The sequence below is a fragment of the Opitutus sp. sgz309028 genome, from assembly GCF_059821195.1.
In genome coordinates this window covers 489,371-506,632 of record NZ_JCAMRR010000001.1, presented here as the reverse complement: position 1 = coordinate 506,632, position 17,262 = coordinate 489,371, and the positions used below count along the sequence as shown (strand labels likewise).

Annotated in this window: 14 protein-coding genes; all 14 read right to left on the bottom strand. The window is 65.1% G+C overall.

Annotated features, from left to right (window positions below):
• Positions 1 to 46: 46 nt before the first annotated feature.
• The 14 genes from AC6RV7_RS01855 to AC6RV7_RS01790 all read right to left on the bottom strand — a co-directional run bounded on the left by AC6RV7_RS01855 (position 47) and on the right by AC6RV7_RS01790 (position 16,843).
• On the bottom strand, positions 47 to 3,007 hold the full coding sequence (locus AC6RV7_RS01855) for an FAD-binding and (Fe-S)-binding domain-containing protein (RefSeq protein WP_500092193.1): 2,961 nt from the start codon (positions 3,005 to 3,007) through the stop codon (positions 47 to 49).
• A gap of 9 nt (positions 3,008 to 3,016) precedes the next feature.
• Positions 3,017 to 3,679 carry a FadR/GntR family transcriptional regulator gene (locus tag AC6RV7_RS01850; RefSeq protein ID WP_500092192.1) on the bottom strand — a complete coding sequence of 221 codons (663 nt, stop codon included), beginning with the start codon at positions 3,677 to 3,679 and terminating at the stop codon, positions 3,017 to 3,019.
• Positions 3,680 to 3,787: 108 nt separating this feature from the next.
• On the bottom strand, positions 3,788 to 5,449 hold the full coding sequence (locus AC6RV7_RS01845) for a cyclic peptide export ABC transporter (protein WP_500092191.1): 1,662 nt from the start codon (positions 5,447 to 5,449) through the stop codon (positions 3,788 to 3,790).
• A gap of 16 nt (positions 5,450 to 5,465) precedes the next feature.
• Entirely contained in the window at positions 5,466 to 6,536 is a 1,071-nt protein-coding gene (locus AC6RV7_RS01840; protein ID WP_500092190.1) for a DUF481 domain-containing protein, read from the bottom strand.
• Between the two features lie 43 nt (positions 6,537 to 6,579).
• Entirely contained in the window at positions 6,580 to 7,812 is a 1,233-nt protein-coding gene (locus tag AC6RV7_RS01835; RefSeq protein ID WP_500092189.1) for a polyamine ABC transporter substrate-binding protein, read from the bottom strand.
• Entirely contained in the window at positions 7,809 to 8,975 is a 1,167-nt protein-coding gene (locus tag AC6RV7_RS01830; protein ID WP_500092188.1) for a prohibitin family protein, read from the bottom strand. The genes AC6RV7_RS01835 and AC6RV7_RS01830 overlap by 4 nt, the downstream gene beginning before the upstream one ends.
• A 7-nt stretch (positions 8,976 to 8,982) precedes the next feature.
• Positions 8,983 to 9,879, bottom strand: coding sequence for a 4'-phosphopantetheinyl transferase family protein (locus AC6RV7_RS01825; protein ID WP_500092187.1), 897 nt, complete (start codon positions 9,877 to 9,879; stop codon positions 8,983 to 8,985).
• Positions 9,880 to 9,896: 17 nt separating this feature from the next.
• Entirely contained in the window at positions 9,897 to 10,574 is a 678-nt protein-coding gene (locus AC6RV7_RS01820; protein WP_500092186.1) for a TorF family putative porin, read from the bottom strand.
• 17 nt (positions 10,575 to 10,591) lie between these two features.
• On the bottom strand, positions 10,592 to 11,884 hold the full coding sequence (locus AC6RV7_RS01815) for a dicarboxylate/amino acid:cation symporter (RefSeq protein WP_500092185.1): 1,293 nt from the start codon (positions 11,882 to 11,884) through the stop codon (positions 10,592 to 10,594).
• Positions 11,881 to 12,687, bottom strand: coding sequence for a substrate-binding periplasmic protein (locus AC6RV7_RS01810; RefSeq protein ID WP_500092184.1), 807 nt, complete (start codon positions 12,685 to 12,687; stop codon positions 11,881 to 11,883). The genes AC6RV7_RS01815 and AC6RV7_RS01810 overlap by 4 nt, the downstream gene beginning before the upstream one ends.
• A gap of 56 nt (positions 12,688 to 12,743) precedes the next feature.
• Positions 12,744 to 13,577 (bottom strand): substrate-binding periplasmic protein, encoded by an 834-nt coding sequence (locus tag AC6RV7_RS01805; RefSeq protein ID WP_500092183.1) that lies wholly within the window; start codon positions 13,575 to 13,577, stop codon positions 12,744 to 12,746.
• Positions 13,578 to 13,634: 57 nt separating this feature from the next.
• Entirely contained in the window at positions 13,635 to 14,324 is a 690-nt protein-coding gene (locus AC6RV7_RS01800) for a class I SAM-dependent methyltransferase (RefSeq protein ID WP_500092182.1), read from the bottom strand.
• A gap of 144 nt (positions 14,325 to 14,468) precedes the next feature.
• A complete protein-coding gene (locus AC6RV7_RS01795; protein ID WP_500092181.1) occupies positions 14,469 to 14,981 on the bottom strand; it encodes a YcjF family protein in 513 nt (170 codons plus the stop codon).
• An 80-nt stretch (positions 14,982 to 15,061) separates the two neighbouring features.
• Entirely contained in the window at positions 15,062 to 16,843 is a 1,782-nt protein-coding gene (locus tag AC6RV7_RS01790) for a serine hydrolase domain-containing protein (RefSeq protein ID WP_500092180.1), read from the bottom strand.
• Positions 16,844 to 17,262: the final 419 nt, after the last annotated feature.

Sequence of the window (17,262 nt, the reverse complement as noted above, 5' to 3'; positions counted from 1 at the left end):
GGCCGTGCGTGCAGCCTGGCCAAAATCCAGAGGCGTTCGACTGAAATCAAACCGTTCTAGAGGGAAACGGCTTCAGCGCCGCGTGCAGAATCTCCACGGGATGCAGGGCACGGCGGGCGGTGGCGTCGTGAATCTGGTGGCGGCAACTCGTGCCCGGCGCGCAGATGACCGTATCGGTCGGAGTATTACGCACGGCGGGAAAGAGGACCAACTCGCCGATCTGCTGGGAGACAGCGTAATGCTCGGCTTCGAAGCCGAACGATCCGGCCATGCCGCAGCAGCCGGACGGGATCAGCGTCACGCGGTGGCCGGGCGGCAGCTCCAGGATCTTCACGACAGGGGTGAGCGACGACAGCGCTTTCTGGTGACAGTGGCCGTGCAGCTTGATGTGTTGCGTTTCGGTGCGGAAGGCGGCGGACGTGATCCGGCCGGCGTCCATTTCGCGGGCGAGGAATTCCTCGATGAGGAATGAGTTCGCCGCGAGCTCGCGGGCGGCGCCGAGCAGGTCGTCGGACACGAGATCGAGGTATTCGTCGCGGAAGGACAACACCGCCGACGGCTCGAGGCCGATCAAGGGCGCGGCCGCCGTGACCACGGGGCTGAGTTGGCGGACATTCTCCAGCGCGAAGCGGCGAGCGTCGCGCACGAGCCCCTTGGAGAAATGCGCACGACCGCTCTCGGTGTGCGGCGGAATCACGACTTCGTAGCCAAGCCGGTTGAGGAGTTGGACGGCCTGAATGCCGATCGACGCGTCGGTGAAGTTGGTGAATTCGTCGCAGAACAGGTGGACGCGGCCGTGCGGGTAGTCGAGGTGAGGCGGGTTGGCGTGGCGGCGATGCCACGCGAGGAGCGTGGTGCTGGGCAGCGTGGGCAGGCTGCGGGCGGGCGCGAAACCGGCGAAGCGTTTCAACCAGAGCGACAGCCGCGGCGAGCGGACGACGCGGTTGTAAAGTCCGGGGGCGAGCGCGGCGAGGCGCATGCTGCGGGCGAAACCGGCGACGAGCCGCGAACGCAGCGGGACGCCGTGGCGGTCGTGGCGGTGCTGGAGCCACTCGGACTTGAGCCGCGCGAGATCGACGTTCGACGGGCATTCGGATTTGCAGCCCTTGCACGAGAGGCAGAGGTCCATCACCTCCGGCAGCGACGGGTGATCCCACGGCGAGGCGTTCGGAGCGGCGGGCGCGGAGAGCACCTGACGCAGCGTGGTGGCGCGTGCGCGGGTGGTGTGTTTCTCCTCGTGCGTCGCCATGTAGCTGGGACACATCGTGCCGCCCATGAGGTGGGATTTGCGGCATTCGCCGACGCCATTGCATTGCTCGGTGGCGCGCACCACGCCCTGCTCGGCGCGGAAGCGGAAAACGGTTTCGTAGTCGGGCGTCGGATGATCGGGTGAGTGCCGCAGGCTCGTATCCATCGGCGGCGTATCGATGATCTTGCCGGGGTTGAGCAGATTATGCGGATCGAAGGTTTGTTTGATCCGGCGCATCATGGCGAAACACGCGGGGCCGACCATGAACGGGATGAACTCGCCGCGCAGACGGCCATCGCCGTGTTCGCCGGAGAGCGAGCCGCGGTATTTTTTCACGAGCGCGGCGACGTCGGTCGCGATCTCGCGAAACATCCGCAGGCCTTCGGGTGTTTTCAGATTGAAGAGCGGCCGCGTGTGCAGTTCGCCGGCGCCCGCGTGCGCGTAATAGACACTGCCAATATTATATTTCTCGCGCAGCAGCGCGTCGAACTCGGCGATATACGCGGGCAGATCGGCAACCGCGACGGCGGTGTCCTCGACGACTTCGCGCGGTTTGGCGTCGCCGGGGACGTTGGCCATGAGGCCCTGACCGGCGCGGCGCAGATCCCAGACCCGATTGCAGTCGTCGCTCCAGAGAATCGGGAAGGCGTAGCCGATCCCGGCGGCGCGCAACTCGGCGATGAGTTCGGCGAACGTGCGCTCGATGACGCTGCGATCCGCGTGGCGAACCTCGACGACGAGCACGGCGCCCGGGTCGCCCTGGACGAAGAAACGATTCGGTGCCTGCGCGAGATTCGCTTTTGTGCACTCGAGGATGTGGCGATCGATGAGCTCGCAACCGAACGGCCGGTGGCGCATCGCGACGACGGTGGCCTGCAGCGATTCGTGCACGGACGCGAAGTGCGCGCAGAGCAGGCCGCCGGCGGGCGGCAGCGGTTCGCAGTTGAGCTCGAACTCGACACCCACGAAGAGCGTGCCTTCCGAGCCGGCGATCAACCGGCAGAGATTGAACGGCTGGTCGGAGGCGGGATCGAACACCGCGCACTCCATGAGCGCGTCGAGCGCGTAACCGGTGTTGCGACGAGTGACGGCGCGATGCGGAAAATTTTCGACGATGAGGCGGCGATTGTCGGCATCGCCGAGCAGTTCGTCCACGGCGCGGTAGATCCGTGTTTCGAGCGTGTCGGGACCGTGGCACTTTGCGCGAAATCCGGTGGCGGTGAGCGGACCGAAGGTGACCTCGGAGCCGTCGCTCAGAAAACCGCGCGCCGACAGCAGGTGATCGCGGGTGGCGCCGTGGACGATGGAGTTGGCGCCGCAGGAGTTGTTGCCGACCATGCCGCCGATCATGGCGCGGTTGGCGGTGGACGTTTCCGGAGTGAACCAGAGACCGTGCGGCTGGAGGAAGAGATTGAGCTCGTTGCGAACAACGCCCGGCTGAACCCGCACGCGGCGACGAATCGGATCGAAATCGACGATCCGGTTGAGGTGACGCCCGAGATCGAGCACGAGACCGGAGCCGACCACCTGGCCCGCCAGGGACGTGCCGGCGGTGCGCGGAATGAGACCGAGACGGTGACGGTGCGCGAAGGCGATGATCCGGCGGACGTCGTTTTCGTCTTGGGGCAGCGCGACGCCGACGGGGGTTTCCTGATATTCCGAGGCGTCGGTCGCGTAGATGGTGCGCCACGTGTCGCCGGTATGGAGTTCGCCGGCGAGCTCGCGCGCCAGCAGGGAAAGATCGGCGGGAGCGATCATGGGAGAAAATCAGGTGCGAAGGCTGGCGGCGGCGGCGCGGAGATGAGTTTGCATGGCGCGACGGGCGGCGGCGGGGTTTTGGGCGAGGACTGCCGAGAGGATGCGACCGTGCTGGCGGCGCGCTTCGGCAAGCCCGACCTGACCGAGCGTGATGCGACGCGAATCGGTTTCGAGGGGAGCCATGGATGCGATCATGAGCTCGAGCACGCGATTGCCGGAGAGCGAGGCGAGGGCGCGGTGAAACTCGAGATCGGCGGCGAGAGCGGCGTCGAGATCGGTCGCCGTGCAGAAGCGCTCATGAATCGCGGCGAGTCGATCGGCGGCGTTTGGGGGCAGGCGCGTGGCGGCGAGGGCGGCGAGCTCGGGCTCGACGAGCTGACGCGCGGCGGTGAACTGACGCACGCGCTCGGCCGGCGACGGGAGCGTGCGTTCGAGCACGGCTTGAATGGGGACCTCGGGTCGGTCGACGACCTGGACGCCGACGCCGTGCCGGGCGGCGAGGAAGCCCTGGTTCTCGAGGCGCTTGATCGCTTCACGCAAGGCCGGCCGGCTCACGCCGAGTTCGATGGCGAGCTGGCGCTCGGGCGGCAGCCAGTCGGTCCTCCGGTGCTCGGCGAGCAGCCGCTCACAGATGCTTTCCACGAGAGGGGCGCGGCGGAGCGAGCGATTCATGTGGTAAGAGGTCTGACCACTGTAGCCGCTGTCAACGAAATTGGTTCTGTGAAAATGGCGGTCGCCGTCGCTTCGCCGGAGGAGCGGGGGAGGACGTTGCCTCGTGGTTTACTCGGCGAAGGCCTGGGTGTGGTGTTCGCCTTCGAGAAAGCGGCCGTAGCCCATTTTGAGGACCCGGTCGGCGTGCGCGAAATACGAGTCGTCGTGCGTCACGGCGATCACGGTGTGACCCTGGGCTTTGATTTCCGGCAGCAGCTGCGTGTAGAAGAAACGCCGGAAGGTCGGGTCCTGATCCGCCGCCCATTCGTCGAAAATATAGATCGGGCGGTTGTCGAGTTTCGCGAGGATGAGGGCGAGGCGCTTCTTCTGTCCGGTTGAAAGATCGGTGTGCGTTAGGCGGCGGTCTTTCACGTCGGTCTTGCCGACGAGGTCCATGCGCGCAATCAGTTCGCGAACCTTGTTTTCGTCCAAATCGGGCACGCCGAGGATCCGCTTGAAGATGTGGAAATCGGTGAAGATCGGTGTGAACAGATTCCGGTAGGACGCGAGGCGGTCGGCGGTGACGGGGCGGCCGTTCCAGACCAGCGAGCCGGCGGCGGGCTCGTAGAGGGCGGTGAGCAGCTTGAGGAAGGTGGACTTGCCGCTGCCGTTGCCGCCGACGATGAAGACGATCTCCCCGGCCTTGACGTGGAAATCGAAAGGTTGGATCGCGAACGCCTCGTGGCCGTTGCCCGGCGTCGGCGGGTAGGAGAAACTCATGCCGCGGCACTCGATGGATTCGAACGGTTCTTCGACGAGCGGCTGGGTTTCGGCGAAGATCTCGGTTTCGTTCTGGTTTTCTTTCAGGTCGCGTTCGAGCGCGTAGATGTTGTCGATCGCGGTGCCGGCGCGGGCGAGCGCGGGGATGGCGACCACGACGTCGCCGATCGGGCCGGCGGCGAAGAGGACGATGGCGATTACCGGGACGATGATGCTGACGTCGTCCGGTTTCAGGTTCGGGAGCAGAAAGAGAATGCCGGCGACGGTGAAGAGCAGAAACGTCTGACCGATGAGCACCGACTGGTTCATGGTCTTGCCGGTCTTGGTGCGGAGCGCGGCGGTCGAGGTGATGACGTTCCAGAGATCGGCGCTGAAGAAGTCCGTGTTCTTCGCGCGGCTGAGCTTGAGCTCCTTGTAGCCGTAGAGCAGGCCGTTGAGGTTTTCGAAAAAGTCGTTTTCGAGCCGGCTGGCGGAGGCGAGCTCGGCGTTCACGGTGCGGCTTTTCAGAATGTAGAGATAAACGGCCGAGGTGATGAACACGACGGTGATGCCGAGCGCGTAGACGGAGAGGAAGCCGATGCTGGCGATGACGAAGGCCAGCATGCACGCCGAGGAGCTCGCGTTGATGATCGCGCCGGAGGAGAGGGAAAGCGTGATCGCGTCGGTGGAGAGCACCGAATAGATCCGGCCACGGTTCATCTTTTCGAAGACCGTCAGGCTGGTGGTCCGGATCGAGCGCATGATGCGCATGCGGATGTCGCGGATGATGCCTTCGACGATCGCGGTGGTGCGGTTGAGGACGTATTCCTTCGAAACCCAGTAGGCGACGAGCGCGATGGCGAAGAGGAGGAACTCGCGGATCTGCAGTTTGCCGGGCTCGAGGTCTTTGGCGGCGTTGATGGCGAGGGCGACAGCGAAACCGTTGACGATGCCCGCCAGGACCGAGATCACGACGAGGTTGCCCCGGAATTCCGAGGACTCGGTGCGGATGAACGTGATGAACTTTTTCAACGCGAGAGGAAGAGGGTCAGAACTGGTAACCGAGCATGAGCTTCAGCGTGGCGATCGACTCGAGATCGAAGACGGGGTTTTCGTCGCGGACGTAGTCGTAGAGGAGCGTAAGCGACAGGTGGGCGGAGAGCTGGCGGCGGAGGGAGGCGTCGAAGCGGAGGTTGTAGGTGGAGGTGTCGCCGGCGTCGGCGAGCACGATGAGCGTTTGCCGGAAAGCGAGCGCGGGCGTGAACGCGTGATGGAAGAGCTGGTAAAAACCGACGCGGAAGCCGCGGTCGCTTTCTTCGCGGCTCGTGTCCGGGCCGGTCGGGACGATGCGCGTGTCGAGGAGGAAGCTGGGGCCGACGCCGGCGAGCAGGCGCGTGCGCGGTGTATCCACCAATCGATACGAGGGGATCGCGAGCGCGCGGCTGCGGGAAGCGACGCCGTTGATGCGATCGACCATCCAGTCGGCCTGGGAAACGAGGAGCCAGCGGGAAATGGGCTGATAAAAATAGCGGGCGGCGACCTCGGTGCTTTCGGCGACAACGGTGTCGTCGATCTTCTGGAAATTATGGGCGGCGAAGAGCCCGTATTCGTGCAGCGGCTGCCTGGGCTTGTCCGGGTTGACGATGCGATAGCCGAGGGTGCCTTCGACGCCGCGCGCGGCGAGGTGGTATTTATCGTTTTGAACGAGAAGGTTGGCCTCGACCTCAAAGCTCCAGCGATCGGAAAGACCGAGGACCGTTTTCAGCAGGCTGGGCGGTGGAGCGCTGGGCGCGCCGGGCGGGGCGCCGGCGGGCGACGTGGGCGCGGGCGGCGGAACGCTGGCGACGGCAGGCGCGGCGGGCGCGTTCGTAGGATTCACGGCCGTGTCGCGCAGCAGCGTCATGCCCGTCGCACGGGGAATATTGATTTCGCCGAAGGAAGCGGAGCGGAAGAGGACGTGGTCGGCGGATTCCTGCACGATGGTGCCGTGAAGAGTTTCACCGTTGGGCATCGTCACGGAATCGGCGCGCACGGAGAGCGCGAGGGTGAGCGCGGCAACTCCCGCGAGAAAACGACGGCGGCCGGCGGGTCGGCCAAGGAAAGGTGAAGCGGTGATCACGAAGCAGGGGGGCGCGAGCTGGAGGAAAGGGAGCGCGGGCGGCTCAGTGGGCGATGTCGCTTTTGAGCTGTTGCTCCACGGTCTTTCGGAGGAGGGATGGAACCTTTATTTTGGGCGGCGGTGCGGCTTGTTTGACGCGCGTCCACTGACGTTCGAAGTCCTCTTCAACCGGGCCGAGGTCGGCGAAAAAAATGCGCTGGTTGTGCGGCGGATCCATGTAGGCCGGCCCGAGGAGGATTTCGCGGGAGATAAACGGCGTGGAGTCGCCGTTGGAGTTGGCGTAGAGGCTGTAATTCGTCAGGGCGCCGGAGATCTCGGGGATGAGGAGGAAATTGAGGAAGAACTCGGCGGTGTATTGGCGCTGCGAGGTCAGCGGGATGACGAAGGAGTCGACCTGCACGAATTTCTTGCCCTGTGGCAGGACGAAGCGGATCGCGGGATTTTTCTGGGCCGCGACGGCGGCGGCGCCGCTCCAGTTGACCGCCAGCACGATTTCGTCGTTGATCATCCGCTCAGGGAGCGCGCTCGCGACGAAATTGATGCCCAGTTCGGTCGCGTCGCGGATCAGACGGTCGGCGGTTTTCGCGAGCGCTTCGGGTGTGGGAGCATTGGGGTCGACGCCATCGTCCATCAAAGCGGCGGACAGAGCGACACGGGGCTCGTCGATCAAGGCGCGATAGCCGGAAAGGAGAAGATCCTCCGCGTCATTGCCGGCGCGCAGCGTGAAATCGCGCGGGATGTGCTGGAGCTTGCGGAAGTTGAAGGTGATCCCGAGGCAGCTGTGAAACATCGGGACGGAGTAGACGAGCTCCGGATCGTAGGGGGAGCGGAAGAGGACTTGTTTGATGTGCCCCATGTTGGGCACGTTTTCCTTCCGGATCGTCGCGAGACGCTTTTCCTTGATGAGCCGCTCGACGACGTAATCCGAGGGCATGAGGAGATCGAACTCGTTGGGACGCTCGTTGAAGATCTGCTTCAGCTCGGCGTTGTTTTCGAAATACGTGATCTCGATCGTGGTCTGGTAGCGTTTCTCGAACGCCGCGAGGATGCGCGGATCGAGATAATCGCGCCAGATGAGGATCTTGAGCTGGGGCGCAAGCGGCTCCTTCGGCACGGGGAGATCGGTGAGGTGTTCCCAGTGTTCGAACGGCGGACGCACGCCGGCGGGTTCCCGATAGCCGCAGCCGGCGAGAAAGAGCAACGCCAGCAGGGCGACGCCCGCCACCCTGATCCGGGCCAGAGTGGGGCGGCCGAGAGCCACTCCGGTCGTCGTCATGGCGAACCGGCGTTGGTCCCCGCGGGAGCGGACGGCGGAGTCGCTGGGCGCGCGAGCGGAGTGGTGGGCGGAGGAGTAGCCGTGCCGGACGCGGCGGGCGGCGTGGACGTGGCCGGCGGGGCCGACGAAGGCGGAGAAGTGTTCGCGGGGGTCGTGCTGGGCGGCGTCGTGTTCGCGGGCGCGCTCGGCGAGACCGAGGACGGCGCCTCGGAGGCGTCGCGGGGCGGCAAGAGCGGGCTCAACGACTGCTGGGCGGCCGGATTCGTGCCATCCTGCGGCATGTTAAGGATCAAGGGCAGGCCCTCGGAGTTGCCGATGATCACCATCTTGGCGTTGTCGGAGCGTGCGAGGTCGACCGTGGCCTGGATGCCGGCGTAGGTGAGATAATCGCGGAAGGAGCCGCCGGACGCGACAGTCTCCTGGAACTTCAGGATGCCGCCCGCCTCGGTTTCCTTGCGCTGCGCTTCCTTGCGGGCCTGCGCGAGACGGAAGTCGTATTCGAAGACGCGCTGTTCCTCGATGAGCTTGGCCTCGATGGCGCCGGCGATCTTGGGCGGGAGGATGATCCGCTTGATGAGGAGGTCGTCGAGCGAGATGTAACGTTCGGCAATCTCGGCGGCCGCGCCCTGCACGATCAGGTTGAGGATGTATCCTTCCGACGTATACAACTCGCTCGGCTCGAACTGCGAGACGACGGCGCGGACGTGCGCCTCGATCTCGGGTTTGACCACGACGTTGACATAGTCGGGGCCCACGACGGTGTGCAGGAGGGGGAGCTTGCCGTCGGCCGGGCGGTGCCGGATGGAGACCTCGATCTCGACCGGAAGGCCGTTTTTGCAGAGCGCGACGACGTTATGCGGCGTCTGCTGGAGCCGCATGTTATAAACATACAGCCGGTTCCACGGCATGACGAAGTGGAAGCCCTCGCGATAAATATAGCCGAGATTGGTGCCGCCGAAGAAGCGCTCCCACATGACGCCCGCTTCGCCGGGGCGAAGGCTCATGAAGACACGATTGTTGAGGAACGGCCAAAAGAAGATCGTGAGAAACGCCAGCAGCAGCCCCAGGAATATAAAATAATTCCGGATCAGCGGATAGCGTGCGCGCCACCAAGCGCGGAGCGCCTGCCATTGCCGGCGAAGGGAGGCGATAAATATTTGCACGCTTTAGCTAGTTGAAGGGGACGGGCGAAGTTGGAGAGCCAAGTTTGGCTCCACAAGCCAAAGTTGGTTCGGGGGCGGCGAAAATGCTGTCTTCCGGCGCCGGCGATGCCGCGCGTCGCTCTGAAGGTGCGAATGCAAAAGTGTGGAGCGCGGTGGCGGCCGTATCGACGGCGAGAGCACACGCGTAGCCGGGCGCGACAGCGACGGGGACAATCTGCCATCGCTGCGGAGCCGCGTCGTCGCTGGCGCACCAGATGAGTCCGCGCTCGTCGTCGGGGCCACAGGCGACGGCAAAACTGTCGAGCGGTTTGAGCAGACCGAGGCCGAGCGCCTTCACGTAAGCCTCCTTGCGCGTCCACGCGGAAAAAAAGGCGCGACGGCGGGCGGCGGCAGGAAGGCCGGTCCACGCCGCGCGCTCGGGCGGCGAGAAGAAGGAGCGCACCAGGTCGTCGAACTCGAGTTCGCGCTCCTCCTCGACATCGACGCCGAGCGGCAGGCCGCGGGAGAAAGCGAGCACGAGCCAGTCGCCGGAATGGGAGACATTGAACTCGAGCGGCACTGTGCCGGCGGCGCCGCTCGCGAGCTGCGGTTTGCCGGCGGCGTTGGCGGTCAGCGCGATTTCCGCGGGATCGGTCTGGAGATAGTGGCCGAGCAACAGCCGCAGGCACGCGCGGCTGGCGAGGGTGCGACGAGCGTCGAGCGGGATGCGCTTGCAGTCGGCGCGGGCCCGCTCCTCGGGCGTGAGTAGCTCGCGCCAGCCGGCGGGGGTGCCGCCGGTTGCGGGAACGCGAACGCGCCAGAGGTGGACCTCGCCGCGATGGAGCGGCGGTGGCGAGGCGCGCCGGGACCACGCGGGGCCGGGAGGCAGCCGCGGTGGCGCGGAGGGCGTCGCGAACGTATCCACAGCCTGGATAGCAGCGATTACCAGGAACGGCCGAACGAGGCGCCGAACCAGGTTTCGACGCCGTGGCCGACGGCGGCGTGATCGGTGTTGTCGGTCGTGCGGACGCCGATCGCGAGGCTGCTTTTGTCGTCGAGGGCGAACACCAGATCGGCCTTGATCGTGCCGTAATACCAGGCGTCGTGGTAATCGGGCCGGCGGAAACCGGCGTGCCCGGAGAAGGCGAGCGACGTGGTTTTGTTGAGCACGAACGCGTGCGAGACCATGATCTCACCGATCCAGTTCTCGATCGTGAAATCGTAATAGAGCTTGAGCTTCGGGCTGAGCGGCGTGGCCAGATTCACCCAGAAGAACCCCTCCAGCGTGGTGTCGTCCACGTCGGTGCGCGGGTAGCGATACACCGTCGCGCCGACGTCGAAGGAAACGAGCTTGTTCATCGTGATCGTGCGGCCGGCGAAGAAGTCCCATTCGCCTTCGAAGGACTTCTTGGGCTGCGTGGGAAGGTAGCCCCAGATGCCCGCGTAATAGTCGCCCTGCGAGACATCGAGCATCGGAACCCACACGTCGTCGGCGAACTTGGAGCCGTAGGAAACGTATTTCGTCTCGAAGTTGAGCTTGGTGGAAACGTCGATCGCCGACACCGGGTGAACCAGCGTGAGGAACGGAAGCAGCAGCGGAAGCCGGAGGAGTCTTTTCATGGGAGTTGAGGCTGGATTCAGAGGTTGGCGGCGGCGGTGTTGATGGGAAAAGGCGCTCGCGTGGTGCCGGTGCTGCGGTCGCTGACGAGACTCGTGGCGACGCAGCTGCCGTGGACATTCAGCGCGGTCGTGGCGGGATCGATGAACGGATCGATCGCCATGATCAGGATCACCGCGGCGCCGACGGGCAGACCCAGCGGATCGAGCAGAATGGAGATGACGCCGATCGCCGCGGCGCTCGGCAGCGCGCTGCCGGCGACGGCGGCGAGCACCCCGCCGACCAGCAGGATGAAGAGCGACGACGCCGGGATCGACACGCCGTAGAGCTGCGCGATGAAGATCGCGCTGAGCGTGTAGTAGTGGACGTTGCCGATGGGATTGAGGCTGACGCTGAGCGGGATCACGAGGTCGGTCGTGTTCTTGCTCATCCCCAGCCGTTGCATCGCGCTGAGCGCGGCCGGAATGGCGGCAAAGCTGCTCTTCGTCGCGAACGCGATCACGAGCGTGTCCATCAACTGGCGGAGCACGGCGAAATAGGACCGGCCGGTGCGCCGCGCGATGATGAGATTGCCGGCGAGCAGGGAGACGATCGCGGCGACGTTGATCAGGACGATCAGCTTCAACATGGCCACGAACACGCCGAAGCCGGCTTCGGCAATCTGCGGCGCGAGCAGCGAGATCAAACCCACCGGCAACAGATAGAGAAGCCACTCGATCAACTTGAGCAGCGCATCGAAGGTCGCCTCGAACGACTCGATCGTCTGGTGGGATTTCAGCGAGTTGGTGAAACCGAGCGCGACACCGAGGAGGAGCGAGAAAAACAGGATGGGCAGCTGGTGGCCCTGGCTCATGGCCTGGAAAATGTTTCGCGGCACGGCGTTGACCAGGAAGTCGACGAGCGAGACCGCCTTGTGGTCGAGGTGCGTCGCGACGCCCTGGACTTCGGAATCCGACAGCAGACGGCCGAGCGTCTGGCTCGCCTCGGTGCCGAGACCGGAGCCGGGGCGCACGGCGAGACCGAGGACGATCGCGAGCGCGGCGGTGAGGAATAGACCGCTGACAACGATCGTCACCAGGCGCCCGAGATAGCGCTTCGACTCACCGTCGCGCAGGATGCGGCCGATGCTCGAGATCACGCCGCAGATCACGAGGGGCAGCGAGCACATCTGCAGGAGCGCGAGGTAGACTCCGCCCATGGGTTTGAGCGCGAGCGCGAATTGCGGCAGCCACAGGCCGAGGCCGATCGCCAGCACGAGAGCCACTGCGGTCGCCCAGGGACTGAGCAGCAGGGGGCCGAGTCGGGAGATCATTGAAGATCCTTTTTCCATAAATCGTTTTCGATGTAGTTGGCGTGAAGCTGGCGAAGGGCGCCGTCCTGGTGCTTGAGCGTGAGAAAGTGATTCAGCCAGTAGAGGAGCTGGCGGTCGTCGCGGTGCACCGCGATGCCCATCGTGTCGGGCGGACCCTCGCGGATGATGGTTTCGATCGTGATGGCTTCCTGGGGATGCGCAGTTTGCCAGCTCTTCGCGTCGATCTCGTCCGACAATCCGGCGGTGAGCTTTTCCGCGACGAGGTCGCGGGTGATCTCGCCCCAGGTGTCGTAGGAAACGATCGTGGCCAGCGGGTAATCGGCGGCGGCAAAACTTTCGGCGGACGTGCCCGTGGTGACGCCGATCCTTGCAGTCGCATGATTGAGGATACTGCGGTGATCCCGGCCGCGCCGGGCGGCGCCGGCGAGCGCGCGGTTGATGAGCACCGCCGGTTTCACCTGGACGTAAGGCTGGGTGAAACGAACGAGACGGGCGCGTTCCAGCGTATCGCTCAGATAGGCCACGGCGATGTCCGCGCGACGCTCGACCACCATCGTGACGATTTCATCGAAGGTCTTCGCTTCGCGCACAAACCGGACGCGCACACCGAGGCGGCGCGCGATTTGGGTCGCGAGATCGACGTCGAGACCGGCCAGCTCGCCGGATTTGTTTAGATAGAAAAAAGGGGGCCAGAGGTCGGCGGTCATCGCGATCCGCAGTTCGCCCGCGGCCTCGATGCGCGCGATGTCGGGCGGGCGTTCGATCTGTGCGCGCGTCCACGCCAGGCCGGCGGCGAGGGCCATCCCCGCGAGCAATAGGCGCCGGACGGAGCGGAAAAAGAGCATCGTCACCGGTGCGCTCACGGACGGTTTTCGCCGAGATGTTTGGCGGCCAGCGCGTCGAGGCTTCCGTCCAGGAGACATTTCTCGATGCAGAGATTCAGCCATGCTTGCAGGTCGTCGGCCTTCCAATGCACCGCGATGACCAGCCCCGGCCGGCGATCTGCGCGGGGGATGACCTGGAGACGAAGGCCGGCGGCAGGGTGGGCTTGCAGCCAGCGCGAGCCGGCAACGTTGTCGGCGACGACGATCGCGGCCTTTCCGGCGAGCACGGTGTCGATCGCCTCGGCGAGCGTGGGCAGCACGGTCAGGCGAGGGCCGAATTCTTCCTGCAGGGCGGGGAGCACGATGCTGCCGGCGGCGGCGGTGACGCCGGCGCTGCGGTCGGCGGAAAGGGCGGTGGCGCCTCCGGCGCGAGTGGCGGCCATGCGATCCATCAGGCGGAGCTCGTGAAGCTCAAGGTAGGGGCGGCTGAAACGGACGGACTTCGCCCACTCGAGCGAGTCGGTCAGTTGCCCGATGCCGGCATCGACCTCCCCGCGCGCGACCTGCGCGACCAATTCGTCGGGCGTGCGGGCGGTGCGCACGAACGTGAGGCTCACCTCCATGCGCCGGGCCACCTCGGCGATGAAATCGATTTCGAGGCCGGACGGCGCTCCGCGAGCGTCCGTTTGCACGAGGGGCGGCGCCTCGCTGGCGATCACGCCGATGCGAAGCTGTTTCGCCGCGAGCACGTCTTCGAGATCGGCGGCCGCCAGCCGCGTGAAGCCGAGGAAAACGGCCCCGGCCAGCGCGAGAAAAGCGATCCGGCGGCCGGCTGGGAACGACCCGGAGAAACTGAGGCGAAGACGCATGGCGGAGAGAAGACGGGCGGGCGGCGACGTTGTATCGAGCGAATAAATACCGCTGGTTCAGGACGCGGCCGTCAGGAGGAAGACGCGGCTGCAATGGCGGTGGGACTCGGCGCGGAATCCCGGATGGGCCGGCTCGGTCCAGGTCATCGTTTCGGCGCGCACGGTCTGCCAGCCGGTTTCGGCGAAGAGCGAGGAAATCTCGTGGTCGCGGAAGAAACGGTAGAAATAGCGGCCGCGATAAAGGTATTCCTCGCGTCCGATCTCGGTCATGTCGATGCCGGCGACATCGCCTTCGGGGCCGGGGATGTTGCAGACGAGGGCTCCGCCGGGAGCGAGGATGCGCTGCATTTCGCGCAGCACCGGCGCGGCGTCGGGCAGCGTTTCGACCGTGTCGCACAGCAGAATGAAATCGAAGGACGCGTCGGCGAACGGCGTCTCGGCGAGGTCGCAGCGTGTGAGGCGGACGCGCGGTTTGATTTCGACGGGCACCTTGGCCAGAGCGGCTTCGGAGGCGTCGCAGGCCGTGAGGCGTTCGGCGAACTGGAGCAGAAACGGAAGGTTGCGGCCTTCGCCGGTGGCGGCGTCGAGGACGTGGTGGAACGAGCGGCCGCGGGCGATCTCGGGTCGGAGAAAGTCTTCCAGAAATCCGACCGCGCCCGTCCCCCAGACGAGGTTCGGCGTCGAGGCGTAAAGTTGATCCCAGGCTTCCTTATTGGTGTGGTTCAGGTCTTGAGGGTCGAATTGCATTGATGTTGGAAAGCCGGAAAGAGTCGGAACAGCCGTAGGCGCCGAAAACATCGTCCACCGCCGCGCGCGGCTGGAGCAGAAAGAACGGGGCGGCCGAAAAATTGGATCGCGCGCGGGCGGTTGATGCGGTGGAGCAGGAGGGCATCACGGACGGGGCGTCGCGGCGGCGCGCGCGCCGATGATGCGGGCGAACTCCGCGGGGTGGACGCGGCTGCGTTCGACCTCGTGCAGGAATCCCTGTTGGAGACGCGCGCTGTCGAAATCGATGAGCGAACCGCCCCTTTCGAAATGCCCGATAAAGATCCGGCCCAACGCGTAGGTGAGTCCGGCCGTGATCGAGGGCAGGGTGATCAGGGCGACGGCCGAGCCGAGGCCGGGAATGAACTTGGCGAGACTGCCGACGAGAAAGGAATCGAGGGAGTAGGAGGCGTATCCGGAGAGCAGAGCCGTGACGAGGGCGCGGGCCCGTTGCGGCCGGAAATCCACGCCGTATTCGCGAGTCAGGTCTTCGATCATCCGCAGGTGCACCGCACTCACCGCGGCAAACTCCGCGAAAGGAACCGGCACCATGCTCGCGACCATCGCCAGGGCGGCGTGCTCCCGCACGATCGCGGTGGCCGCGATAGCGTGGGAGGAGGTGGTTACGGCAGTGGCCATGGAATCGTCTCCGGCGCGAACGCACCCGGAACGGCCCGGGGGCGGTGCGCCGTTTGCGACGTCCGCCCCGGGGCGCGATTTCAATATTCCGACAGGGGCAGGCGGAGGCGCTTCGGCTCCGGCGTGGAGCGCAGCGTCCGGCGCGAGTTGAGGGATTCGGCCTGATGACCGCCGGCGATGTCGACCGGGTGGTCGGCGATGAGCTGCGGGAACAGGATGTTGACGATGCCGTTGAGCGCGACGGTCGCGGCGTTCGTCGGAAAGCCGGGGGCGTTTTTCAACGAGCGGGTGCAAGCGACGACGATGGCGCAGTCGTATTCGGGGAGATACATCATCGCGGTGTCGTAGCCCGAGATTTGTCCGCGATGGCCGACGATCCAGTAGTCGGCGTTGTTGGTATTGTCGGGCTCGTGGGCCATGTGCAGCCCGTAGCTGGACTGACCCGCGGCGGGCGTGGAGACCGCGGCGCCGAAGCCGGTGAAGTATTTCCAATCCAGATGACCGCGCCGGTGGGCAGGGCTGCCGACGCCGGTCTGCGCGATCGCTTCCATCCACGTCGCGAGATCGCCCACGGTGGAGACGATCGCGCCGGCGGCGCCGACACCGGATGGATCATACTGGCTGACGTCGAGATCCGTGTTGGGCAGCGAAGCCTCGTCGACATAGTTGGCCCAGTTCATATAGCCGCGGGCAAAAGGCTCCGGCATGACACTCTCGCCGGGAGCGGGATAAAGCGTATGGGCGAGGCCGAGCGGCGCGATGAACCAGTCCTGCACGAGCTGCCGGAAGGGTTTGCCGTAGATCTGCTCCATGATCACCGCGAGAATCACGGTGTTGGTATTGGAGTAGGACCACACTGCTCCGGGAGAGGCGATTTGTCCGAGGTCGGGATCGGCGAATTTGGCATCGACGAGCTGGATCAACTCGCGATCGGTCCAGACGCGCGTGCGGTCGAAGATATAGGGAATGAACCAGTCCTCGATGAAATTGGTATAGCTGTTGATCCCCGAAGTGTGGCTCAGGAGCATTCGCACCGTGATCAGATTCTTGGGATAGTGGGTGAGAAGGTCCGCGGGCAGCAACTGGTCGAGGGTGCTCTCGAGCGTGAGGCGCTTTTGTTCAATGGCCCGGAGAACGGCCATGCCGGCGAAGGTTTTCGAAGCGCTGCCGATGCGGAAAAGATCGTCGGGCTGAAGCGCCGCATTCGTCGCGCGATCCCGGACGCCGCGGGCCTGGGCCCAGGGATCCTCGCCGACGAACTTCACGGCATACAGGATGCCGGGGATTTCATAGTTCGTCAGCGCCTCGTCGACGAGCTGCTGAATCTGCGTTTGCTTCGCGGGCGTGAGCAGCGAACCGGCGGTGGCGGGCAGCTCATAGGCCTCGAGCAGCGCGATGCCGTTGCCGCCGTCGGGCGCCGAGACGATCGCGGTGTAGATTCCCGGGTCGAGCGAGACGAGCAACGCGGAGTCCAGGCTGTTAGCCGCGAACGGGGCGGCGCCGGCCTTGATCATCGCCGCCTGCAATTCCGCCGAATGCGTATCCGCGCTGGAACTGCGGGCAATCTCGCGCGAGCCGGAGTAGACGGAAATCTTCGTGGCGGCGAGGGCGGGCGAAACGCCGAAGGCGGAAAGGGTGGGCCCGACGGCGCGGAGCAGCACCTGCTTCGGCGCGTCACCCGAAATGACAAAGCCGCCGATCAGGACATCGTTACCGCTGCCGACATGGCCGCGCGCGGAAAGATTGATGAACCGGGACGTCTCCGCGGCGCCAGCGATGGCAGGGCTCGAAGCGAGGCAGCATATCACGCCCACCAGGGCGAGCATGCGAAACATATAACGAGGTTGAAGTGGACGGTTCATGGAAAGCCAAACGGGGGGAAATGAGCGGACGATGAGCCGGCAAGACGGGCGCCTTGCGTGCTCGAGTCGAACTGGACGATTCGGACAACCGAGTATCCACGCTGTGGTCACGCTCGCGGTGTGAAGATGGCGAAGCAAGGGCAAAACTCTGGATTAAAAAGGTGCTCGAGCTTGGCCGATCCATGAGCGCGATCGCGCTGGAAAGGTCTGGATCGACGTCGCGATCCCGTCGCCGGTGCGTGCGGCGGCGCCACGCTTTCTGCCTATATAATCACCCGACTGTAATCATGCAGAAAATCTGCGCCACCCCGTGCCGGCACGTCGGCGATTGCAGGCGCCAAAAGCTTTCCGCTTGATTGTTACTTCGTTGCTCCCCATTGCTGAACGCCAGTTGTTCTCTCTCCCCCGTCTGCTTCGGA